This is a genomic window from Shinella fusca (assembly GCF_014203155.1).
In the GTDB taxonomy this organism is placed as follows: Bacteria; Pseudomonadota; Alphaproteobacteria; order Rhizobiales; family Rhizobiaceae; genus Shinella; species Shinella fusca.
Map to the genome: position 1 here is coordinate 74,913 of NZ_JACHIK010000001.1, position 19,755 is coordinate 94,667.

The following is a 19,755-nucleotide window of genomic DNA, read 5'->3' on the forward strand; positions in this document are numbered from 1 at the left end:
AGCCCGGAAGGAAATCCCATTTGAAAAAAATTGCAGCGACCGAAATCCCGCAGTCGCGCCCACCCGCTCCCCCGGTGGGTGGGTCCAGGGGGAACCAACGGAGGGGGCTATCCGCACCTCGTTACACCGGCCTCGCCATCGCGCGAGGCCTTTTCAATTCTAGGGAATCCACAAGATGGTGACTGAGAACACGACCCCCAACCGCGGGTATCAAGAGCCTGCGGTTGGGAATACACTGAAGGTAGACATTGATCGCCTAGTTTCAGCCCTACGCGCCATTGACGTGGACGTTGCTTCCGCGTTGGCTGCCATAGCAGCCAAGGCTGGCTTGGCGTCTCCGGCTTTTACGGGCACCCCGACCGCGCCGACGGCCGCGCCGGGCACGGATAGCGGGCAACTGGCGACGACTGCGTTTGTCAGGGCGGCTGTTGCGGCGCTGGTGGATAGCGCCCCTGGTGCGCTGGACACGCTGAATGAGCTCGCTGCGGCCATAGGGGACGATCCGAACTTCGCGGCTACGATGGCTGCTCTGATCGGGACGAAGGCTGATGCGGCGGCGACTACTGCAGCGCTGGCTGGGAAGGCGGATGCTGCGGCGACGGCCGCCGCGCTAGATAGTCGGGTCAGGGCTGACGCAGCCCAGCTTCTCGCTGCATCGCAGCAGGCTCAGGCCCGCTCGAACATCAGCGCAGCGCTCAAGGGGCACATTTTCGGTCTGACGCTTTCCAACAATGCGTCTGACGCGGCCAACGATATTGACATCGCCGTAGGTGAGGCGGCTAGTACGGAGACCAACCCAGTTCTGATGGTGCTTGCATCCGCTCTAACCAAGCGCACAGATGCCGCATGGGCAGTTGGGAATAACCAAGGCGGTTGGCTCGACGGCGCTTCTATGCCCAATGGGACTGGCCACGTCTTCCTGATTGGTAGGTCGGATACCGGCGTTGTTGACGTTGGAATTTCAGCCTCGCTCACACCAACCTTGCCGACGAACTACACATGGAAACGGCGGATTGGGTCAATCCTTCGCGAGAGCGGCGCTATTGCGGGGTTCGTGCAAGATGGAGATGACTTCTTCTATAAAATTCCAAGCACGGAGGTTTCGGCCACAAACCCTGGCACGTCAGCGGTCACTCGAACACTCCGAATTCCACTCGGTCTGCAACTTTTCGCGCTGTGCAACGTCGTTGTTCGAAACTCCATAAGCGCGGGTCAGTGGATGGCGTACATCTCTGATCTAGCGACTGATGATTTGACAGTCGCCTTGACTGGGGCGCTCTCCAACGCTGGTACTGGCAACATCGATAACCGCCAGGGCCAACAAGTGCGGGTTCGGACTAATACTTCCGGACAGATCCGTAGTCGCCTCGCTGCATCCGATGCAAACACCACCCTTTACATGGCTACCGTAGGCTGGACCGACAAGAGAGGAAGAAGCTGATGCCCTATGTCGAACGCAAGAATGGCGCCATCGTCGGCGTATATGGTGTTGCCCAGCCCGAGTATGCCGAGGAATGGTTGGAGCCGGACCACGCGGACGTCGTTGCCTACCTCAACCCGCCGCCGGCCGTGCCCTCCGAAATCTCTGATCGTCAGTTCTTCCAGCAGATGGCGATCGAAGGCCGCATCACGCAAGACGAAGCGCTGGATGCCGTTGGCTCTGGCGTCATCCCCGCCGCAATGGACGCGCTGGTCGAACAGCTTCCTGAAAGCCAGCGCTTTGCAGCTCGCATGCTGATCCGCGGTGCTACGACTTTCCGGCGCACGCATCCAGTCACGGAACTGATCGGCCAGCTTTACGGCATGACCGGCGATCAGATTGACGCAACTTGGCGTAGCGCGTCGGAACTGTAGCCGGCCCTTCGGCCCCACCCCCCACCACCACCCACCCACATCCTAAAGGAGGCCGCATTGGCTGACCTATCGTACTTCCATGGCTGGAAAGGCAGCTGGGCTGCTGACCGAACTTGGGGCGATGCTGCTCCCGCTCAGATCCCTGAAACACCTGGAGACAAAATGACGACCATCATTCTTTCCAAACCGATCGCCAACGGCCCCGAACTAATCAGCGTTTTGACGCTGCGCCCGCCGCGCCTTGGCGACTCGCCGATCCTGATGCGTGCGTACGCTGCATGGTCGAGCGGTGATGTTGGCAGCTTGGCCGACAACCTGCTCGACGTTCTCGCGGCCGTCACGAGCCTTCCTCGCGCCGTCGTCGATCAGATCGACCCGGTCAATCTTGATGCCGTGCTCGATGGGCTCACGCGGTTCATTCGGGACTATTCGAAGCGCTAGCGGAAGGCCCCCCATGGTCGTCTTGAAATCAAGCCTTATCCTCTCGCTCATCGACAATGTGTCTGGCCGGGCGGGACGGATCAACAAGGCACTCGACGGGATTACCCGCCAGTCGTCGTCACTTGCCGGCATGACTTCGCGCCTGGCAGCTTTTGGCGGCGCCTATCTCGGCGTCACGCAGGGCTGGTCGCGCACGTATAGCGCAGCGGCGGACGCCCAGGCTCAGCTCTCCGAAATCGGCATCAAGGCCGAGTTGAGCCAAGCACAGCTCGGCGTCATGCAGAAGCGTCTGGCTGATATGAGTCCGCGCGTGAACCAGTTCACATCGGACCTTCGTGCCGGCGTCGACACCATGCTGACGATGGGTCTTGGCGTGGATCAGGCCATGGGGTCGATCGAGGCGATTGGTAAGACGTCGACGGCGACGGGCGCTTCGATGACGGACCTATCCGGTGCGTCGGTATCAGCGATGCAGAACCTCAACGTTCTGTCAGACCAGATCCCGAGAATGCTCGACGGCATGACGTCCGCCGGTAATGCCGGCGCGTTCGAAATGCGCGACATGGCGCAATACTTCCCGCAGCTCACCGCATCCGCCAAGTCGCTCGGCATCGAGGGCGTTGACGGCATCCTCGATATGGCCGCGGCGCTCCAGATCGCACGCCGCGGTGCGGGCGACGCATCGAGCGCCGCGAATAACATGAGCAACTTCCTCGGCAAGATCATGAGCCCGGAGGTGATGAAGCGCTTCAAGGGTTTCGGGATAGACGTCACAAAGGAGCTGAAGAAGGCCCACAAGCAGGGCATTTCGCCGATCGAGCATTTCATTCGATTGGTGGACGAGAAAACCAAGGGCGGCCAGGCCGACCTCTTGGGACAGCTGTTTGGCGACAAGCAGGTGCTGGATTTCGTCCGGCCCATGCTCTCCGACTTCAAGGACTATATCCGCATCAGGGAGGATGCCGAGAAGGCCTCCGGAACCGTCGCCGACGCCTATGCGCGCCGGATGAATGACGCCAACCAGAAGGTCAAGTCGTTCAAGGTCTCCATCGAGAACCTTGGGGAGAGCATCGGTGCCAATCTCCTCGGCCCGGTTTCGGAAGTGGCGGACAATCTTTCGCACGTTTTCAACACGCTTGACAGCCGCTTCACGATTTTCGACGAGTTGAAGTCGCGCTTGGGCGGTCTTGCGTCCGGTCTCGGTCTGGGAGACGGCACTGACGTCTTCAAATCTATCCGTGACCTGATATTCGGCGCGGAAGACGCCAGCGCAGCGGCCGACAAATACGGTCGTCTTTTCGGGCAATTCCAGGAGTACGGCAGGTCCATTCGGAAGTTCGGCGAGGATGTCCGCGACAACCCGATCGTCAAGTTCTTCGCGGACTTGTCGCCGTACTATTGGGAGGCGCTGAAATGGTCGATCGGCTTCCTTGCTGTGGCCGGCGCGATCCGCAAGCTGGCCAGCGCCATGATGCTGCTCAGCGGCGCGTCGACGATCCTGTCGGCCGTGCGAGGCATCGGCGGTGTTGCCGCCGCTCTGGGGCTGGGAGGTGGCTCTGCTGCCGTTGCCGGAAGCCGTGGCGCTGGTGCGAGCGTTGCAGGTGCTGCAGCGAAAAAGGGTGGGCAATTCCTGGCTCGTTGGCTCAGCGGCGAGGGCATCTCTGATCTTGTCGGTTCCGGCCGGAAATCTACTCAGCTAACCGCATTCGAGAAGATCGGCCAACTGACCGGTCGGTTCGGCTCCAAGCTCGGCTGGCTTGGCCGCGGTGCGGGCCGCCTGCTTGGCACGCCTTCCATGGTTGCGGAGGCGACATTCCGTGCCCTGGACGCAGTATCGCACGGGACAATGGAATCCGCGACGCGCGGCAATCCTGACCTTCTCCCGGCGCTCGATCGTGCAAACGCTATGTGGCGCGGCGTAGCATTCGAAGGTGGCATGCACCGTGCCGGCTTGGGCGCAGGACCACAGCCCGTCACCATCGATGCCTCAAGCATCGCGGCGATGACGCAGCCAAGCGGTGTGCAGCAGGTTCAGGTTATGAACCACGAGCGGCCGAATATCACGGTCCATGCGCCAGTGACGATCAGCAACATCGCTTCTCCGCAGGACGCCGTCGAGGCGGCGGCTTCTCGGCTCGGCCAGGCCGCCAAGTCAGCGCTTGAATCTACGTTCAGCGGTGGTGGCGGGTTTTAAGTCGAGGAGGGCCTTTCGCTGGCCTCACGCACTAGGCCGGCGTGGTGCCGGCCTGCGCCTGCACTCTGATCTCGTCGGCAAGCTTGCGCAGACGCGCGATGATTTCGGTGAGCGTAAGGTTGTCTAGTTCCATATACGATGCCCCCATTGCGCGCCCGGAACGCGGATGGGGGTGAAAGGTTCCCGTAGACGCAACCGATAGTGGCCACCATCCTCAGCCGCCTGAGCAGAAGCCCTCGCTCAATTTGCTTGCTTTCTACTTAGGGCAAGGTTGACTGCTTCCAGCAGTTCTGTCGCATTTTGCCTGAATTTCGGAGTGAGCTCGATTACGTCGTCAGCTGCCAAGCGCTCTTGGAAGAACCGGCGAATCTGGTTTTTCGTCGGTGTTTTCGTCGCACCGATATCAGCAGCGATAAGGTCTAGCGCGTCATCGTCGAGTAACTTTTCGATTTCCGTTAGGCCGGGCACTAGATCGCCAATGCCCACAATGTCGTCTGGCCGAGCAGCGAATTCTGATAGATACCTTTCCCGTTCGGACTTTCCCTGCTTGTCGGAATCCAGCACAAACAGAAAGTCGAGCCCCCACCCCATATGAATACTTAGCAAGGCGTCAAGTGTACCCGCTCCCATTGCAGGAAGCAACGCTATCTCATTCATTCCTAAAAGGCGGATAGCATATCTCATAATGTAGTAATCAGATTTGCCCTCTGTTATTACAGACTGCCTCCTGCTGTCAAATTTCGAAGGAACAACGTTCAACCTGTCAAGGATTGGCTGGAAATAGCTGGTTTGACTAGGGTGATCGTTTACAAATACGCGGTATTTTGTTGCGCGAATGTCTAGCGACTCATCGTCTAGCGACACAGCGTCCATAATCGACGACGTCGGCGCATCTGCCCGATTAGTAACAATGAAAGTCTGCTCAAGCCATTTTGGCTCTATCATGTAATGAGAGTGAGTTGTGTATATCAGCATATGCTGATCTTTTGCGATCTCCGGGAAGCTGTCGATAAGTTTCTGTTGTGCGGCAGCATGCAAATTTGCGGCTGGCTCGTCAAAGAGAAATAATACCGGCCGGACCGTGTCCCTCGCTACTCGAAACTGCGTGAATAGCATAAAGGCAAAAAACCACCTAAATCCTAAAGATCTGTCATTTACTTCGAAGCGCCGTGTTCCGTCTCTGATGTGGAATTTTATGACGACATTGTGCTTGAGTGTCTTTTCGACGATACCGGCCTTGTTAGTCTCCTCGCCTTCGGTAACATCATAGCTGATTACTATCTCTTTCCCAGCAGGTTTCTCTCCGAAAATTTCATTCCACCGTCCGAGAACAACCTTTGTAACAGTAGAGCTCGCTCTATCCATAACTTGCTGTATCTTGTCTCGATCGCGATGGTTGGACCACAATGAGAGGAAGTTTGTCCAGGATACAACAAAATCTTCATTTTGCACTCTCTGCACTATCGATTCTTCAATTGTGTGGCCCTGACCATCTTGATCAAGAATGTCTTGAAACACACGTCGATACAGGGCATCTTTTGCCCCAAATTTTCCACTTAAGTATATCTTCTTCGGGAAATCGAAAACAAACGTGGGATAATAAGCTATGCTCGGGGTTCTCCAAAAGAACCAACGCCATATTCTTGTGAATTCTTCATCGTTTGGTTTCCTGAATTTACGTTCCCCTTTCTTTTTTACTCGAAGCGAGGGCTCTATCCTGTCTCCGGATGACTGCTTATCACCGTTCTTGTAGTGTCTCTCCTTGAACATTGTGATTTCATCTGGGATATCCTCCAAAGTAAGCTCGGGAGCAAGCATGCGTGCAATAGACCTGCGATCTTGTCCATCGACGGCAAGAGTCGCCGCTACACTGATTGTACCGGTGAAGCTCGATAGTAAGTGCCTTGGTACACTATCGTCTTCAGACGATAATCCGCGGTCTATTAGATCCCGTGTGCCAAGGTCAGGTGAGAAACTATAGATGGCCTCCAAGATCGTTGTCTTGCCGCTCTCGTTGAGGCCGACAAGCGGAAAGACCGACGCCCCGACACCTGAATTCAAGTCGATAGTCGTATCTTTGATGCCCTTGAAATTCTGAATTCGAAATTTCGTGTAGCGCATAGTGCCTCCTCGAATATGAGAGAATCTTCTTCGAGACACCAAAAATTGTCTATAGCCTACGATAGTACAACCACAGTAAATTAATGTAGCCTACGGCCGCCATCCCCGCATGAACCCGCGGCCCATCGCCAGGACCGCGATCCGCAGGCGCTCTTCGACCGCATCCCGTTCGGCCAGGAATGTGCGCAGGGCTTCTAATGCGTCCCAGTCGTGCAGGGCCAGTACCACAAAGGCCTCGTCTGGCTTGTCCTGCCGGCGCGGGGTCATTGCAGCCGCAGCTCCAATTGGCGCTTGCTCTTCAGGACATAGAGAGGCTTCGCGGCTGCGGCGACCTTCCGCTGCAGTTCAGCGCGATTGGCCAACTGGCGTTCGCGTAACGCGCGGCTGGCGGCGACCATCTCAAGGGCTTTCTGGATGGGGTCTGCGTGCATGACAACCTCCGCTTTGTTCTTGTTATGTTCTCATTTTGGAGGTGCGGTGTCAAGGAGGGTGGAGGTCCCTAACCGTCGCCTCCCGTCCTAGGTCGGCGCGGCAAGACGTCCAGCCTTTATTGGGGGGTGTTTCCCGATTGCATTGTGACGCGTTTAGTGGATTATGACTAAAGGTTGCAAAGACTTGGGGGTATGGAATGCGACTTCTAACGGCTATTTGCTTGGCTTCCCTGGCGATTACGAGTCCGGCGCTCGCCGGCTTTAATAGTTGGACCACCGAAAGCGAAGATGATCCGTTCTCTGGTGGGAACAGGACGACGGTGGACTATTCCAACTCCATGCGGTCGGGTGTCCTAATTGTTTGTGACACGGCAGAACCCGGCCTTATGGTTCGCGCCGTTCCCGGCTTCGCGATGGATGCCAATCTTTCGGACTTTCAGCCGGAGATGGAGTTTGCCGTCGATGGTAAACGCATCCTCGGGCAAGCCGGGCAGGTCGGCGCGGTAGGTGACAACGTCGCTGCCGCCCAAACGCAACTGTCCAAGGAGAATGCCGAGATTTTCGTGAAGGCTTTTGCTGCTGCCCAGAAGCAGATCGCGATTAAGGACGGCATCAGCGATCGACCTTTCCTGCTATCCGCGCGGGGCTCGACGAAGGCGGGCGCTGCACTCGTGAAGTGCATGGCTGGGCAGAAGTAGCAGGGATGAAGCTGGGCCTCATGGGATTTGCCGCTGAAATGTCAGCGGCAAGCCATTGAAAGCGCTCGATACATTTTTGTATGCACCGATACGTGCCGAATGATCTCAAAGGGATGGCGGCAAGCTTTCTTAAAGCTAAGCCAGTGTAGGCGCCTTGTCTGCCGCGATTAGCGCCTTGATGCGGTCGACCTGATTGCCAGCGTCGCGTTTCTCTTTCCGCATCTTATACTCGTGTTCCAATCGCTCTAAGATCGGAAGCATTTCGTCGCCGTAGCGATCCACCAGCGTGGCGGATATGAGCATGCATTGCTCGAATTCGGCGTCAGACACGTAGTCGTTGCGCTTCATGCCAGCCTCCTGTTTGATGCAGGGATGCTGCGCCGGCATGGTTGCGTGTGGCTGTATTGCAGTAACAAAAAACCGCCCGCCCCGTTGTTAGGGCGAGCGGTTCGGCCGTCTCCTCAGGTACCCCGTCCGGTTGGTAGTCGGCGGGGCGGTGTAATAAAAGGCCGGGGCGGCTATACAGCGCCACCGGCAAAAGCCAGCCGACAGATGCGGCTAACGGCTGGCGGGAAAATCGAAGGTCGTCAGCACGCCCACCGCAACCGCTTGTGCGGCAGCTAAGGGCAAGGTCACGCAAACCCCGTCATGGCGCTTGTAGGTGACGTGGTCGTCTGTGCGATCGACGAGTTCGGCGCGGGTGCCGTCGCGGAAAATGAGGTGGGTCATGCTACGGCCTCGTGGTCGATGTCCAGACCTACCAGCGCGCGGTACATGTCGACGGCCTCGGTATTGAACTTCTCGATCTTGACGATCCGCAGGGCGTCTAGAGTGGTGACTTTGATGCGAACAAGATGCGGATTACCGTTGTAGCAGATGACATCGACATCGTTGCCGCGAATATCGAGGATCAGAAGCGGCCAGTTGCGCCCGCTGGCCTTTTCGAACGTGATCATGTCGCCGACCTGGAACTTCGCAGGATTCTTGCTGCGAAGGTGCAGCCGAAAGCCGAGGATGGTGGCGGGGTTGTTGACATGGGCGGAGACAGGTCTTCTCGGCACCAACCTGCGCGGCTCGAGCCTTCTTTCGGGTGACGTGGTGTGCATGTGCATGGGGTGGGCTCCTCGTTGACTTGTTACCGTGTGATAGGTAATTGATACAGGGTGGCAAATCCAAAGTCAACACCCCGTAACAATAATTTGCTACAAGGTGACAACTATGGATTCCGCCCAACTGAGGATGGCCCGCGCAGCGCTGAAAATAGGTGTGCGTGATCTAGCAGTTATGGCAGGGGTGACGACCGCCACCATCACTCGTTTTGAGAATGAGCGGGGCGGGCTGAATTCTGCGACGCAAACGAAATTGAAGGCGGCGCTCGAAACGGCAGGCGTCATCTTCATCGACCAGAACGGAAACGGCCCAGGCGTTCGCCTGCGCGATAGGACGACATAAATCTCGCCCTGCCCTACCCGCCCAAAACGGTACGACGAGAAGTACGACTCACCACCTCGCTCGCCTGTATTTCAGGTCAGGCCATCCAGTCGATCATCGGCGCGGTGGCGAAGATCTTCGCCCCCGTCTCCACGGCCTGCCGGTAGAATGTGCCTCTCGTCGTCATGGCCGGCTCATACTCCATGCGCGGCGGAAAAACCACCCTCGGCCTTTCCCCGCCGCCGCGGATGGGTGCTAGAGTGCGGCAAGACTCGAACCGCCGGAGGATGCCGATGCCGCTTTATGCCCTTGACGACCGGGTGCCGACGCTGCCCGCCGAGGACCGCTACTGGGTGGCGCCCGATGCCAATGTCATCGGCAAGGTGATCCTCGGCGAGGATGTCGGCATCTGGTTCGGCGCCACGCTGCGCGGCGACAACGAGCCGATCATCGTCGGCGCGCGCTCGAACATCCAGGAAGGCGTCGTCGTGCACACCGATCCCGGCCGGCCGGTGGTCATCGGCGAGGACTGCACCATCGGGCACGGCGCCATCGTCCACGGCTGCACCATCGGCGACAATTCATTGGTCGGCATGGGCGCGACGGTGCTGAACGGCGCGGTGATCGGCAAAAACTGCCTCGTCGGCGCCAATGCGCTGGTGACGGAAGGAAAAATCTTTCCGGACAATTCGCTGATCGTCGGTTCGCCCGCCAAGGCCATCCGCACGCTGGACGATGAGGCCATCGAAGGCCTGAAGCGCTCGGCCGAAAGCTACGTGCGCAACTGGCAGCGCTTCAAGAAGGGGCTGAAGCCCCTCGCCTGAAATCAGGCACAGCCCGCACAGGTGCCGCGGATCTCGATCGTCGTCTTGCCGGTCTTGAAATTGCGGTCGCGGGCAAAGCCCTTCAGCCGGTCCTCGATCACATGGTCGTGGAACTCCGTCACCTTGCCGCAGGTCTCGCAGATCGTGAAGGCGGTGAGGCCGTGCGCGTGGCAGTCCTCTTCCGGATGGGCGCAGGCGACGAAGGCGTTGATGCTTTCGAGCCGGTGCACGAGGCCGAATTCCAGCAGCTTGTCGAGCGCCCGGTAGACCTGCAGCGGCGCGCGGAACCCGCTGTCGCGCAGCTTGTCGAGGATGGAATAGGCGCTGAGCGGGCCGTCAGAATGCGACAGCACGTCGAAGACGAGGCCCTGGTTGCGCGTCAACTGTTGCGTGGTCATGCGGGACCTTTCTGGCTTGCCGCCGGATGCTCCGCCCCGCCCGTCCTCGGCCTAGTCAGCAGGCTCAGGATGAACAGGCCGAGCGCTGCAACCACGATCGAGGGACCGGAGGGCGTGTCGAATTTCAGGGAACCGAAGAGCCCGCCGATGACGGCGAGCGCCCCGATGAGGGATGCAAGGACGGCCATGACCTCCGGGCTCGTGGAAAACCGCCGCGCCGTCGCGGCGGGGATGATCAGCAGCGAGGTGATGAGGAGGATGCCGACGATCTTCATGGAAATGGCGATGACGAGCGCCATCAGGAGCATGAAGGCAAGCCGCGCCCGTTCCGGCTGCAGGCCTTCGGCCTCCGCCAGCTCGGGGTTGACCGTGGAGGCGATCAGCGGCCGCCACATCCAGACGATGGCGAAGAGCACGAGGATGCCTCCGCCCCAGACGAGGTCCACGTCGGCGCGCGAGACGGCGAGGATGTCGCCGAACAGGAAGCCGACGAGGTCGATCCGCACCCAGGTCATGAAGGAGACGATGACGAGGCCGATCGCTAACGTCGCATGGGAGAGGATGCCGAGCAGCGCATCGGTGGAGAGCGTGCCGCGCTTCTGGAGCAGCAGCAGCAGGATGGAGACCGTGGCGGCGACGGCAAAGACGCTGAGGAGGAGATTGAAGCTCATCAGCAGCGACAGCGCGACGCCGAGCAGCGCCGAATGCGCCATCGTGTCGCCGAAATAGGCCATGCGCCGCCAGACGACGAAGCAGCCGAGCGGGCCGGTGGTAAGCGCAAGGCCGACGCCGGCGACGAGCGCGCGCAGGAAGAAATCGTCAAGCATCGCGCCGCTCCCCTTCGCTTGCGGCGGGCGCCGGGCCGTGATCGTGGCCGCAGGCGCAGTTCGGCCCGGATGTATGGACGATGCGCATCGGCCCCGCCTTGCCGCCGCTCGGCAGGATATCGCCGTGGTGGCCGTCGTCCGGCCGGCAATCGCTGGTGATCGAGCCGTCGGCATGCAGCACGCGGCCGTCCGGCAGGTGCGTATGGTCGTGATGGTGGTTGTAGAAGGCGAGCGTCTGGCCGGCCCGCGCGCCGAAGAGGCGCAGATATTCCGGGCTCTGGCTGACGGTCTCCGGCGTGCCGCGGCAGCACACATGCCCGTTGAGGCAGATGACGGTGTCCGTCTCGGCCATCACGACATGCAGGTCGTGCGAGATCAGCAGGATGCCGCATCCGGTGGTGTTGCGGATGGTCTTGATGAGATCGTAAAGCGCGATCTCGCCGGAAAAATCGACGCCCTGCACCGGCTCGTCGAGCACCAGCAGGTCGGGCTTGCGGGCGATGGCGCGGGCGAGCAGCGCGCGCTGGAACTCGCCGCCGGAAAGGTGCTGCACCTCCGCGCGGGCAAGATGGCGGATGCCGGTCGCCTCCAGCGCCGCGTCGATCTCCGCACCCTTCAACGGCGCGGTCAGCGTCATCAGCCGGTCGACGGTGAGCGGCATGGTCCAGTCGACGGCGAGCTTCTGCGGCACATAGCCGACCTTGAGGCCCGCCTTGCGCTCCACCCGGCCTTCGTCCGCCTTGAGGACGCCGATCGCCGCCTTGGCGGTGGTCGACTTGCCGGAGCCGTTCGGGCCGATCAGCGTGACGATCTCGCCGGGGGCGATCGAGAACTCCACGCCGCGCACGAGCCAGCGGCCCTGGCGGCGCACGCCGACGCCCGCAAGCGAGACGAGCGGCGGAATGGTCTTGGTCGGGGTCTGCAGCATCATTTTTTTCCGAAAGCCTGTTGCCACCAGCTATGGCACACGTTATAGCATAACGCAATTGATGTAATAACATTACATTCATATTCAAGACGGAGATCCCCATGCAGAACACCGTACGCGCCCTCCTCCTTTCCACCGCGCTCCTTGCCGCCGGCACCATTGCCGCCCGGGCCGAGGTGCCGGACGTGGTCGTCTCGATCAAGCCCATCCATTCGCTGGTGGCCGCGATCATGCAAGGGGTCGGCGAGCCGAAGCTCATCGTGGAAGGCGCCGCCTCGCCGCATACCTATTCGCTGAAGCCGTCCAATGCGGCGGCCTTGCAGGATGCGGACGTCGTCTTCTGGGTCGGCCACGGGCTGGAGGCGTTTTTGGAAAAGCCGCTGGAAACGCTCGGCGGCAAGGCGACGGTCGTGGAGCTCGACGACACGCCGGGCCTCGAGAAGCTGCCCTTCCGCGAGGGTGGTCCCTTCGAGCCGCATGTGCATGAGGGCGAGGAAGGGCACGACCATGCCCACGAGGAACACACCCATGACGAGGACGGCCACGATCACGCCGCGGAGGCGGAGGACGACCACGATCACGAGCACGGCGAATACGACATGCATCTGTGGCTGAGCGCCGACAATGCGCGCGCCATCGCCGCCGAGGTCGCCAAGGTGCTTGCGGAAAAGGACCCGGGCAATGCCGAGACCTACAACAAGAACCTCGCCTCCCTCAACGACCGCCTCGCCGCACTCGACACGGAGATCGCGGAGACCGTCGCGCCGGTGAAGGACAAGCCTTTCATCGTCTTCCACGACGCCTACCAGTATTTCGAGCACCGCTACGGCGTGCACGCCGCCGGCTCCATCACCGTCAGCCCGGAGACGCTGCCCGGCGCCGCGCGCCTGACGCAGATCCATGACAAGGTGAAGGCCCTTGGCGCCACCTGCGTCTTCGCCGAGCCGCAGTTCGAGCCGAAGCTGGTCAACGTTGTGATCGAGGGAACGCCTGCCAAATCCGGCACGCTCGACCCCGAAGCCGCCACGCTCGACCCCGGCCCGGACCTCTACTTCACCCTGATGAAGGGCATCGCCACATCGCTGCGCGATTGCCTCGGCGGGGCTGGCTGAGGCGTGAGGGGAGAGCGAAAAGGCGGAGACGGAGTGATGCGATGACAGAGCGGTGCTATGACGAGATCACTCGCCATTTGCCGTGGTCGGCGGACCTCTTCGCTATCACTCGCTCCTTCTGCTCTCCTCTCCCCATTCTCCCCTCTCTCCCTTCCTCTTCTCTCCTCTCTCTCCTCCGTCATGCTCGGGTCAAGCCCGAGCATGACGGAGGAGGAGGGGCACGGCCTAAGACAAGGTACGACACAAGAAGAGTCACTGTACAAGGCGCGGCGCAGCACAAGGCGAGCGGCACAAGACGAGGCGCAGCGCGAGACGAAGCGAGAAGCCGCCTGACGGCGGAAATTTGCCAATCCCATAGGACAAAGGCGGGAACCATCCCGCTTTCTTCAGCCCCATCAATGAAATGATATAACATTAAAGGCCAGCCAACATGGACAACCGCCTCCCCGTCACCGTCCTTTCCGGCTTTCTCGGCGCCGGCAAGACGACGGTGCTGAACCATGTGCTCACCAACCGCAGCGGCCTGCGCGTCGCCGTCATCGTCAACGACATGAGCGAGGTGAACATCGACGCCGCGCTGATCCGCGAGGGCGGGGCGGACCTCTCGCGCACCGGCGAGCAGCTCGTGGAGATGACGAACGGCTGCATCTGCTGCACGCTGCGCGACGATCTCCTTACCGAGGTGCGCCGCCTCGCCGAAATGGATCGCTTCGACTACCTGCTGATCGAATCGAGCGGCATTTCCGAGCCGCTGCCCGTTGCCGCCACCTTCGACTTCCGCGACGAGGACGGCCGGAGCCTCTCGGATGTCGCCCGGCTCGACACGATGGTGACGGTGGTGGACGCGGCGAACCTCCTCAGGGACTACGGCTCGCAGGATTTCCTCGCCGAGCGCGGCGAGACGGCCGGCGAAGGCGACACGCGCACGCTGGTGGAACTGCTGGTCGAGCAGATCGAGTTCGCCGACGTGGTGGTGCTCAACAAGGCGGGCACGGCCAGTCCCGCCGATCTTCGCGCCGTCCGGCAGATCGTCGGCGGCCTCAACGCCGCCGCCCGCGTGATCGAGACCGATTACGGCCGCATCGAGCTTGCCGATATCCTCGGCACCGGCCGCTTCGATTTTGAGAAGGCGAGCGAGCATCCGCTCTGGTTCAAGGAACTGCACGGTTTCAGGGACCATGTGCCGGAAACAGAGGAATACGGCATCCGCTCCTTCGTCTACCGCGCGCGAAAACCGTTTCACCCCGCCCGCTTCAAGGCCTTTCTCGACGAGAGCTGGCCGGGCGTCATCCGCGCCAAGGGCTTCTTCTGGCTGGCGACCCGCCCGCACCATGTCGGCGAGATGAGCCAGGCGGGCGCGCTCGTCAGAAGCGGCCGGCTCGGCCTCTGGTGGGCCTCCGTGCCCGAGCGGTACTGGCCTGAAGACGAGGCGGCGCGCGAGGCCATCGCCCGCAGTTGCGATCCGGTCTGGGGCGACCGGCAGCAGGAGATCGTCTTCATCGGCGCAAACCCGATGGAGGAGGCCGACATCCGCCGCCGGCTCGATGCCTGCCTCGTCGAGGACGAGGCCTTCGAACCGGCACGCTGGGCGAACCTGCCGGACCCCTTCCCGCTGTGGATCCGCCAGGCCGGCTGATCAGGAAAGCGCGGTATAGGCGAAGCGCGCAAAATCGGCGGGGACGGCGCGTCCGGTGATATCGAAGGCGAACATGCCGACGAAGGCGCCGGTGAAGGAGCCGTGCTCGCCCCGCCCGCCCTCGTCGGAGACGACGCCGGCATCCAGCACCGGGCCGATCGCCTGCCAGTCACCGGCTCCGGCCGGGCGCCAGAAGAAGCGGAGATCGTTGCCGCGCACCTCCGCCGCCAGCTCCAGCGGCCCCTCGCCCACGGCAACGCCGCTGCCGACGGGGAACGTCAGACTGCCGTCCGGGTAGTCGCCGGGGCAGGAGAGGATCGTCAGCACGCGGCCGAGCGTCTCGTGCATGGTGAGGCCGAGCGCGTGGAACTTGTAGCGGTTGTAGTAGTGGGTGAGTCCCGCCACCTGCTGGTAGACCTCCGGCGCGGCCTCGACCGTCGTTTCGGCACGAAAATCGTGGTGCTCCTGCCGGCGCGCCACCAGCGCCTGCTCGAACCAGCTTCCGATGCTCTCGCGCCCGAAGAGCCTCAGATGTCCCGGCCGGGCCGAAAGCGAGAAGATGCGCTCCGGCTCCGGCGTACGCAGCCATTGGAAATCGGCCGGCAGTTCCCCTTCGGAGAAAGCGCAGGAAACGCTTTGCGGCTTTTCGGCCGTCGCTGCACCGTCCGGCGCGGGAACCTCTACTTCCGGCACGGGCGAGCCGTGCTCCAGATAGAGCCAGCCGTCGTCGCGCCAGATGCATTTCTGCAATGCCGTCTCGCGGCCCAGCGTGCAGCGGCGCTGCGGCGGCAGCGGGCGGCCGCAAAGATGGGTGTGATAGGCCTCACCCGCCGGCGTCTCGACATATTGCCCGTGCCCCGCCCGCTGGAGCGGCGCTTCGGGATGGTCCTTCGCGGTGATGAGATGGATGTCCGGATGTATCTCGTAGGGACCGTCGATCATGCGGGAGCGCGCCATGGTCACGACATGGTCGTAGCCCGTGCCGCCCTCGGCCGTGGTGAGATAGTACCAGCCGTTGCGGCGGAAGAGATGCGGCCCCTCCACCAGCCCCTGCCGGCTGCCGGCGAAGATATTCTTCACCGGGCCGACGAGGCGTTTTCCCTTCGCATCCCATTCCTGAAGCAGGATGCCGTCGAAGGCATTGTGCGCGGCGCCCGTGTGGTTCTCCGGCCGGTGGTTCCACTGCATGTTGAGGAACCATTTGCGCCCGTCCTCGTCATGGAAGAGCGAGGGGTCGAAGCCGGAGGAATTGACATAGACCGGATCGGACCACTCGCCGTCCACGGCGGGGGCCGTGACGATGTAGTTATGCGCATCCTTGAAGCTGCCGTCGAAGCGCTTGACGTCCGTATAGACTAGCCAGAACTGCCCGTCGGCATAGGAGAGACACGGCGCCCAGACGCCGCAGCTGTCCGGATTGCCGCGCATGTCGAGCTGGCTCTTTCGCTCCAGCGGCCGCCTGACCAGCCGCCAGTTCACGAGATCGCGCGAATGGTGGATCTGCACGCCCGGATACCATTCGAAGGTGGAGGTGGCGATGTAATAGTCCTCGCCCACCCGGCAGATCGAGGGGTCCGGGTTGAAGCCCGGCAGGATCGGGTTGCGGATCATCGGTTCCTCCCAAGAATGATGCACGTACGTCAGATGCGTATCGAAAAAAGCCGCCCGCGCCATCGCCCGGGCGGCATGCACTCAACTCAATCGAGCTCGGCGGAGCGCTTCCACAGGTTGATGTCCGCGCCTTCGCTGTAGCGGTCGATCTCGGCCAGCTCTTCCGCCGTGAAGTCCCGCTTTTCCAGCGCCTTGACGCAATCGACGATCTGCGCCGAGCGGCTGGCGCCGATCAGGGCGGAGGTGATGCGCCCGCCGCGCAGCACCCAGGAGATCGCCATCTGCGCCAGCGTCTGGCCGCGCTTCTCGGCGATCCCGTTGAGCTTGCGGATGTTGTCGATGATCTCCGGACGGATGAAGTCCTTCTTGAGGAAGTGGTTCAGCGCCGCGCGGCTGTCGCCGGGAATGCCGCCGAGATATTTTGCCGTCAGCATGCCCTGCGCCAGCGGCGAGAAGACGATGGAGCCGATGCCGAGCTCTTCCAGCGTATCGACGAGGCCGTCCGTCTCGATCCAGCGGTTGAGCATGGAATAGCTCGGCTGGTGGATGAGGCAGGGCGTGCCGAGGTCCTTCAGGATCGCCGCCGCCTCACGGGTGCGCTGAGAGTTGTAGGAGGAGATGCCGACATAGAGCGCGCGGCCGGAGCGCACGATATGGTCGAGCGCGGCGCAGGTCTCTTCCAGCGGCGTGTCCGGGTCGAAGCGGTGCGAATAGAAGATGTCGACATAGTCGAGGCCCATGCGCTTGAGGCTCTGGTCGCAGGAGGCGATCAGGTACTTGCGGCTGCCCCATTCGCCATAGGGCCCCTGCCACATGTTGTAGCCGGCCTTGGAGGAGATGATCAGCTCGTCGCGCAGGTCCCGGAAATCGGTGCGCAGGATCTCGCCGAAGGCGATCTCGGCCGAGCCGGGCGGCGGGCCGTAATTGTTGGCGAGGTCGAAATGGGTGATGCCGAGGTCGAAGGCCGTGCGGCACATGTCGACCTTGCGCTCGTGCGGCGTGTCGTCGCCGAAATTGTGCCACAGCCCGAGCGAGATCGCCGGCAGCTTCAGGCCGGAGCGCCCCACGCGGTTATAGGTCATCGTGTCGTAACGGTTTTCCGCCGGCTGCCAGGCCATAGTGTCTTCCTTTGCTGTATTCGGGTTGCGCCTGCATAGCGCTCTCATGCTGGTATTCACAAGGGGGAATTGCCCCTCACCCTAACCCTCTCCCCGCAAGCGGGGAGAGGGGACTCGCCCCAGGCGATGTTCGAGATTCGGGAAACCGGCACGGTATATCCCTTCGCCCCGCTTGCGGGGAGAAGGTCGCGGCAGCGGGATGAGGGGCTTTCCCTTCCCCTACCGAAGCAACGCCCGCGCCTCCTCGATGCCGAGCGCCGCCGGCTGGGTGCAGGTGGTCACGATATCCACGGCCCTGCCCTCCTCCGCCGAGCGCAGGATCGCCGTCAGGACGTCGATCGTGTGCAGCGAGCGGTCGAGCGAGCAGCGGTAGTCGCGGCCAGTGGTCACGGCCTCCATCATGTCGGCAAGGCCGATGCCGCGGTAGTTGGCCTGCGTGCCCCAGTCGAACTGGTAGTTGCGCGCCGTCAGCGGATGGTCCCAGACCTCGACTTCCTTCGGCTCCCGGTCGTTGCCGGCGACTTCCACCGTGCCGCCGAAGAAATTCGGGTCCGGCACGAAGACGGCGCCCTCGGTGCCGTAAAGCTCCATGTTCTGGTGGCGGTGCGCCCAGACGTCCCAGCTCGCCATCAGCGCCACCTGCGCGCCGCTCGTAAATTCGAGAATGGCGTGGATGTTCGTTGCAACGCTCACCGGCACGACCTCGCCCTGGCGCGGACCGTTGCCGATCACCCGCGCCTCGCGCGCCTTGTTGGCAAGCGCCACGACGCGCTTCACCGGGCCGACGAGGTTGACGAGGTTGTTGACGTAATAGGGGCCCATGTCGAGGATCGGCCCGCCGCCGGGCGCGAAGAAGAAGTCCGGGTTCGGGTGCCAGCTCTCCATACCCGGCCCCAGCACATGGGCCGTGCCCGACATGATCTTGCCGACCCTGCCGCTGTCGATGAGGTGGCGCACGAACTGATGCGCGCCGCCGAGATAGGTATCCGGCGCAGAGCCGACCTTGAGGCCTCTCGCGTCGGCGATGCGGCGCAGGTCCTCGCCCTGCTCCAGCGAGAGCACAAAGGGCTTTTCCGAATAGACGTGCTTGCCGGCTTCGAGCGCCTTCTTCGAGACCGGGTAATGCGCCTCCGGCACCGTCAGGTTGACCACCACGTCGACCGCCGGATTGGCGAGCAGCGCGTCGATCTCTTCGGCCGGGACGCCGAACTCCTCGGATCGCGCCTTGGAAGCCGCCGGGTTGATATCGGCGCAGGCAACCAGCTTCAGGTTCCTGAACATCGGGATCAGCTTGAAGTAAGCGCCCGAAATATTGCCGCAGCCGATGATGCCGACTCCGTATTCCTTGCTCATGACGGTCCGTCCTCAGAATGCCTTGATGGTTGCGATCGAGCGGGTGGCAAGCCGGGTGATGTCCTTCGGATTGTCGTGCTCGACGATGAAATGCCTGACGGGCGAGCCGGCGAGCGCCTTGGCGAGGTCGGCCCACGGCACGGTGCCGTGGCCGACATCGGCCCAGCCGTCCTCGTCGGCATTCTCGCCCTTCGGCGCGATGTCCTTGACATGGACCGCGGTGATGCGGTCGCCGTATTTGGCGATCCACGCGAAGGGATCGGCCCCGCCGCGGATGATCCAGGCGATATCCGCCTCCCAGGCAAGGTCCGGCCCGCCGGCAAAGAGATGGTCGAGCGGCACCGTGCCGTCCGGCAGGGTGAAGAACTCGAAATCGTGGTTGTGCCAGCCGAAGGTGAGGCCCGCCGCGCGGATCGGCGCACCGGCCTTCTGGAGCCGTGCGCCGAAGGCATGCCAGCCGGCGCCGTCCGTCGGCCGGTCCTCCGGCATCAGATAGGGGCAATAGACGGCTTCGATACCGAGCGTGCGGCAGATGGCGATCACCCGCTCCGGCTCGCCCTCCAGCATGTCGAGGCCGAAATGGGCGGTGGGCATGGCAAGGCCGTTGCGGTCGAGATCGGCCTTCACGTCCGCGATGGCCGCGTCGTCGAGCGAGGCGTAGAGCGCGCCGTAGCCTTCCACCTGCTTGTAGCCGGCATCGGCGAGGATGCGGAATATGCCGGAAAAGGGCTGGAAATTGCGGGCGCTGTAGAGCTGGAAGCTGACTGTCTGCATGGAT

Annotated in this window: 22 protein-coding genes; 9 read left to right on the top strand and 13 right to left on the bottom strand. The window is 62.0% G+C overall.

The window, feature by feature from the left end; genetic code table 11:
* Positions 1-175 precede the first annotated feature (175 nt).
* The 4 genes from HNQ66_RS23395 to HNQ66_RS00365 all read left to right on the top strand — a co-directional run bounded on the left by HNQ66_RS23395 (position 176) and on the right by HNQ66_RS00365 (position 4,489).
* On the top strand, positions 176-1,441 hold the full coding sequence (locus HNQ66_RS23395; protein ID WP_210308626.1) for a hypothetical protein: 1,266 nt from the start codon (positions 176-178) through the stop codon (positions 1,439-1,441).
* Positions 1,441-1,854 (top strand): hypothetical protein, encoded by a 414-nt coding sequence (locus HNQ66_RS00355; RefSeq protein ID WP_184139705.1) that lies wholly within the window; start codon positions 1,441-1,443, stop codon positions 1,852-1,854. The genes HNQ66_RS23395 and HNQ66_RS00355 overlap by 1 nt, the downstream gene beginning before the upstream one ends.
* A gap of 162 nt (positions 1,855-2,016) precedes the next feature.
* A complete protein-coding gene (locus HNQ66_RS00360) occupies positions 2,017-2,295 on the top strand; it encodes a phage tail assembly protein (protein WP_184139707.1) in 279 nt (92 codons plus the stop codon).
* 13 nt (positions 2,296-2,308) lie between these two features.
* Positions 2,309-4,489 carry a phage tail tape measure protein gene (locus HNQ66_RS00365; RefSeq protein WP_184139709.1) on the top strand — a complete coding sequence of 727 codons (2,181 nt, stop codon included), beginning with the start codon at positions 2,309-2,311 and terminating at the stop codon, positions 4,487-4,489.
* Positions 4,490-4,729: 240 nt separating this feature from the next.
* On the opposite strand, the gene HNQ66_RS00370 is transcribed toward HNQ66_RS00365, so the two are convergent.
* From HNQ66_RS00370 to HNQ66_RS00380, 3 genes are all read right to left on the bottom strand, one after another.
* Entirely contained in the window at positions 4,730-6,610 is a 1,881-nt protein-coding gene (locus tag HNQ66_RS00370) for an ATP-dependent nuclease (RefSeq protein WP_184139711.1), read from the bottom strand.
* A 90-nt stretch (positions 6,611-6,700) separates the two neighbouring features.
* A complete protein-coding gene (locus HNQ66_RS00375) occupies positions 6,701-6,877 on the bottom strand; it encodes a hypothetical protein (RefSeq protein WP_184139713.1) in 177 nt (58 codons plus the stop codon).
* Positions 6,874-7,041 carry a hypothetical protein gene (locus tag HNQ66_RS00380; protein WP_184139715.1) on the bottom strand — a complete coding sequence of 56 codons (168 nt, stop codon included), beginning with the start codon at positions 7,039-7,041 and terminating at the stop codon, positions 6,874-6,876. The genes HNQ66_RS00375 and HNQ66_RS00380 overlap by 4 nt, the downstream gene beginning before the upstream one ends.
* A gap of 197 nt (positions 7,042-7,238) precedes the next feature.
* On the opposite strand from HNQ66_RS00380, the gene HNQ66_RS00385 reads away from it, so the two are divergent.
* Complete coding sequence (locus tag HNQ66_RS00385; protein ID WP_184139717.1) at positions 7,239-7,739, top strand: hypothetical protein; 501 nt, start codon at positions 7,239-7,241, stop codon at positions 7,737-7,739.
* A 135-nt stretch (positions 7,740-7,874) separates the two neighbouring features.
* On the opposite strand, the gene HNQ66_RS00390 is transcribed toward HNQ66_RS00385, so the two are convergent.
* The 3 genes from HNQ66_RS00390 to HNQ66_RS00400 form a co-directional block, all read right to left on the bottom strand.
* Complete coding sequence (locus HNQ66_RS00390; protein ID WP_184139719.1) at positions 7,875-8,087, bottom strand: hypothetical protein; 213 nt, start codon at positions 8,085-8,087, stop codon at positions 7,875-7,877.
* A 210-nt stretch (positions 8,088-8,297) separates the two neighbouring features.
* Positions 8,298-8,468 carry a hypothetical protein gene (locus HNQ66_RS00395; RefSeq protein WP_184139721.1) on the bottom strand — a complete coding sequence of 57 codons (171 nt, stop codon included), beginning with the start codon at positions 8,466-8,468 and terminating at the stop codon, positions 8,298-8,300.
* Complete coding sequence (locus HNQ66_RS00400) at positions 8,465-8,851, bottom strand: hypothetical protein (RefSeq protein ID WP_184139723.1); 387 nt, start codon at positions 8,849-8,851, stop codon at positions 8,465-8,467. The genes HNQ66_RS00395 and HNQ66_RS00400 overlap by 4 nt, the downstream gene beginning before the upstream one ends.
* A 106-nt stretch (positions 8,852-8,957) precedes the next feature.
* Between HNQ66_RS00400 and HNQ66_RS00405 the strand changes: the two genes are divergently transcribed.
* Both HNQ66_RS00405 and HNQ66_RS00410 read left to right on the top strand, forming a co-directional pair.
* Complete coding sequence (locus tag HNQ66_RS00405; protein WP_184139725.1) at positions 8,958-9,191, top strand: helix-turn-helix domain-containing protein; 234 nt, start codon at positions 8,958-8,960, stop codon at positions 9,189-9,191.
* A gap of 272 nt (positions 9,192-9,463) precedes the next feature.
* On the top strand, positions 9,464-9,994 hold the full coding sequence (locus HNQ66_RS00410) for a gamma carbonic anhydrase family protein (protein WP_184139727.1): 531 nt from the start codon (positions 9,464-9,466) through the stop codon (positions 9,992-9,994).
* A gap of 2 nt (positions 9,995-9,996) precedes the next feature.
* On the opposite strand, the gene HNQ66_RS00415 is transcribed toward HNQ66_RS00410, so the two are convergent.
* Genes HNQ66_RS00415 through HNQ66_RS00425 form a run of 3 tightly spaced genes read right to left on the bottom strand, consistent with a single transcriptional unit; the run spans position 9,997 to position 12,147 of the window.
* Complete coding sequence (locus HNQ66_RS00415) at positions 9,997-10,392, bottom strand: Fur family transcriptional regulator (protein ID WP_184139729.1); 396 nt, start codon at positions 10,390-10,392, stop codon at positions 9,997-9,999.
* A complete protein-coding gene (locus HNQ66_RS00420; RefSeq protein WP_184139731.1) occupies positions 10,389-11,219 on the bottom strand; it encodes a metal ABC transporter permease in 831 nt (276 codons plus the stop codon). The genes HNQ66_RS00415 and HNQ66_RS00420 overlap by 4 nt, the downstream gene beginning before the upstream one ends.
* Entirely contained in the window at positions 11,212-12,147 is a 936-nt protein-coding gene (locus HNQ66_RS00425; RefSeq protein ID WP_184140431.1) for an ATP-binding cassette domain-containing protein, read from the bottom strand. The genes HNQ66_RS00420 and HNQ66_RS00425 overlap by 8 nt, the downstream gene beginning before the upstream one ends.
* A 101-nt stretch (positions 12,148-12,248) precedes the next feature.
* Here HNQ66_RS00425 and znuA point away from each other — a divergent pair, with 101 nt between their 5' ends.
* A complete protein-coding gene (znuA, locus tag HNQ66_RS00430; protein WP_184139733.1) occupies positions 12,249-13,259 on the top strand; it encodes a zinc ABC transporter substrate-binding protein ZnuA in 1,011 nt (336 codons plus the stop codon).
* Positions 13,260-13,689: 430 nt separating this feature from the next.
* Positions 13,690-14,895, top strand: coding sequence for a zinc metallochaperone GTPase ZigA (gene zigA, locus HNQ66_RS00435; protein WP_184139735.1), 1,206 nt, complete (start codon positions 13,690-13,692; stop codon positions 14,893-14,895).
* Here zigA and HNQ66_RS00440 read toward each other — a convergent pair whose 3' ends face one another.
* The 4 genes from HNQ66_RS00440 to HNQ66_RS00455 all read right to left on the bottom strand — a co-directional run bounded on the left by HNQ66_RS00440 (position 14,896) and on the right by HNQ66_RS00455 (position 19,751).
* A complete protein-coding gene (locus HNQ66_RS00440) occupies positions 14,896-16,506 on the bottom strand; it encodes a glycoside hydrolase family 43 protein (protein WP_184139737.1) in 1,611 nt (536 codons plus the stop codon).
* Positions 16,507-16,592: 86 nt separating this feature from the next.
* On the bottom strand, positions 16,593-17,624 hold the full coding sequence (gene mgrA, locus HNQ66_RS00445; RefSeq protein ID WP_184139739.1) for an L-glyceraldehyde 3-phosphate reductase: 1,032 nt from the start codon (positions 17,622-17,624) through the stop codon (positions 16,593-16,595).
* Between the two features lie 219 nt (positions 17,625-17,843).
* Entirely contained in the window at positions 17,844-18,977 is a 1,134-nt protein-coding gene (locus tag HNQ66_RS00450) for a Gfo/Idh/MocA family protein (protein WP_184139741.1), read from the bottom strand.
* A 12-nt stretch (positions 18,978-18,989) separates the two neighbouring features.
* A complete protein-coding gene (locus HNQ66_RS00455) occupies positions 18,990-19,751 on the bottom strand; it encodes a sugar phosphate isomerase/epimerase family protein (protein WP_184139743.1) in 762 nt (253 codons plus the stop codon).
* Positions 19,752-19,755: the final 4 nt, after the last annotated feature.

What these genes read in the sequence shown, in the direction of transcription:
- HNQ66_RS00440 (WP_184139737.1), bottom strand. Translation starts at nt 16,506, where the DNA reads ATGATCCGCAACCCGATCCTGCCGGGCTTCAACCCGGACCCCTCGATC.
- HNQ66_RS00395 (WP_184139721.1), bottom strand. Translation starts at nt 8,468, where the DNA reads ATGACCCACCTCATTTTCCGCGACGGCACCCGCGCCGAACTCGTCGAT.
- HNQ66_RS00420 (WP_184139731.1), bottom strand. Translation starts at nt 11,219, where the DNA reads ATGCTTGACGATTTCTTCCTGCGCGCGCTCGTCGCCGGCGTCGGCCTT.
- HNQ66_RS00385 (WP_184139717.1), top strand. Translation starts at nt 7,239, where the DNA reads ATGCGACTTCTAACGGCTATTTGCTTGGCTTCCCTGGCGATTACGAGT.
- HNQ66_RS00415 (WP_184139729.1), bottom strand. Translation starts at nt 10,392, where the DNA reads ATGACCACGCAACAGTTGACGCGCAACCAGGGCCTCGTCTTCGACGTG.
- mgrA (WP_184139739.1), bottom strand. Translation starts at nt 17,624, where the DNA reads ATGGCCTGGCAGCCGGCGGAAAACCGTTACGACACGATGACCTATAAC.
- HNQ66_RS00425 (WP_184140431.1), bottom strand. Translation starts at nt 12,147, where the DNA reads ATGCTGCAGACCCCGACCAAGACCATTCCGCCGCTCGTCTCGCTTGCG.
- HNQ66_RS00365 (WP_184139709.1), top strand. Translation starts at nt 2,309, where the DNA reads ATGGTCGTCTTGAAATCAAGCCTTATCCTCTCGCTCATCGACAATGTG.
- znuA (WP_184139733.1), top strand. Translation starts at nt 12,249, where the DNA reads ATGCAGAACACCGTACGCGCCCTCCTCCTTTCCACCGCGCTCCTTGCC.
- HNQ66_RS00380 (WP_184139715.1), bottom strand. Translation starts at nt 7,041, where the DNA reads ATGCACGCAGACCCCATCCAGAAAGCCCTTGAGATGGTCGCCGCCAGC.
- zigA (WP_184139735.1), top strand. Translation starts at nt 13,690, where the DNA reads ATGGACAACCGCCTCCCCGTCACCGTCCTTTCCGGCTTTCTCGGCGCC.
- HNQ66_RS00390 (WP_184139719.1), bottom strand. Translation starts at nt 8,087, where the DNA reads ATGAAGCGCAACGACTACGTGTCTGACGCCGAATTCGAGCAATGCATG.
- HNQ66_RS00375 (WP_184139713.1), bottom strand. Translation starts at nt 6,877, where the DNA reads ATGACCCCGCGCCGGCAGGACAAGCCAGACGAGGCCTTTGTGGTACTG.
- HNQ66_RS23395 (WP_210308626.1), top strand. Translation starts at nt 176, where the DNA reads ATGGTGACTGAGAACACGACCCCCAACCGCGGGTATCAAGAGCCTGCG.
- HNQ66_RS00355 (WP_184139705.1), top strand. Translation starts at nt 1,441, where the DNA reads ATGCCCTATGTCGAACGCAAGAATGGCGCCATCGTCGGCGTATATGGT.
- HNQ66_RS00450 (WP_184139741.1), bottom strand. Translation starts at nt 18,977, where the DNA reads ATGAGCAAGGAATACGGAGTCGGCATCATCGGCTGCGGCAATATTTCG.
- HNQ66_RS00360 (WP_184139707.1), top strand. Translation starts at nt 2,017, where the DNA reads ATGACGACCATCATTCTTTCCAAACCGATCGCCAACGGCCCCGAACTA.
- HNQ66_RS00400 (WP_184139723.1), bottom strand. Translation starts at nt 8,851, where the DNA reads ATGCACATGCACACCACGTCACCCGAAAGAAGGCTCGAGCCGCGCAGG.
- HNQ66_RS00410 (WP_184139727.1), top strand. Translation starts at nt 9,464, where the DNA reads ATGCCGCTTTATGCCCTTGACGACCGGGTGCCGACGCTGCCCGCCGAG.
- HNQ66_RS00405 (WP_184139725.1), top strand. Translation starts at nt 8,958, where the DNA reads ATGGATTCCGCCCAACTGAGGATGGCCCGCGCAGCGCTGAAAATAGGT.
- HNQ66_RS00370 (WP_184139711.1), bottom strand. Translation starts at nt 6,610, where the DNA reads ATGCGCTACACGAAATTTCGAATTCAGAATTTCAAGGGCATCAAAGAT.
- HNQ66_RS00455 (WP_184139743.1), bottom strand. Translation starts at nt 19,751, where the DNA reads ATGCAGACAGTCAGCTTCCAGCTCTACAGCGCCCGCAATTTCCAGCCC.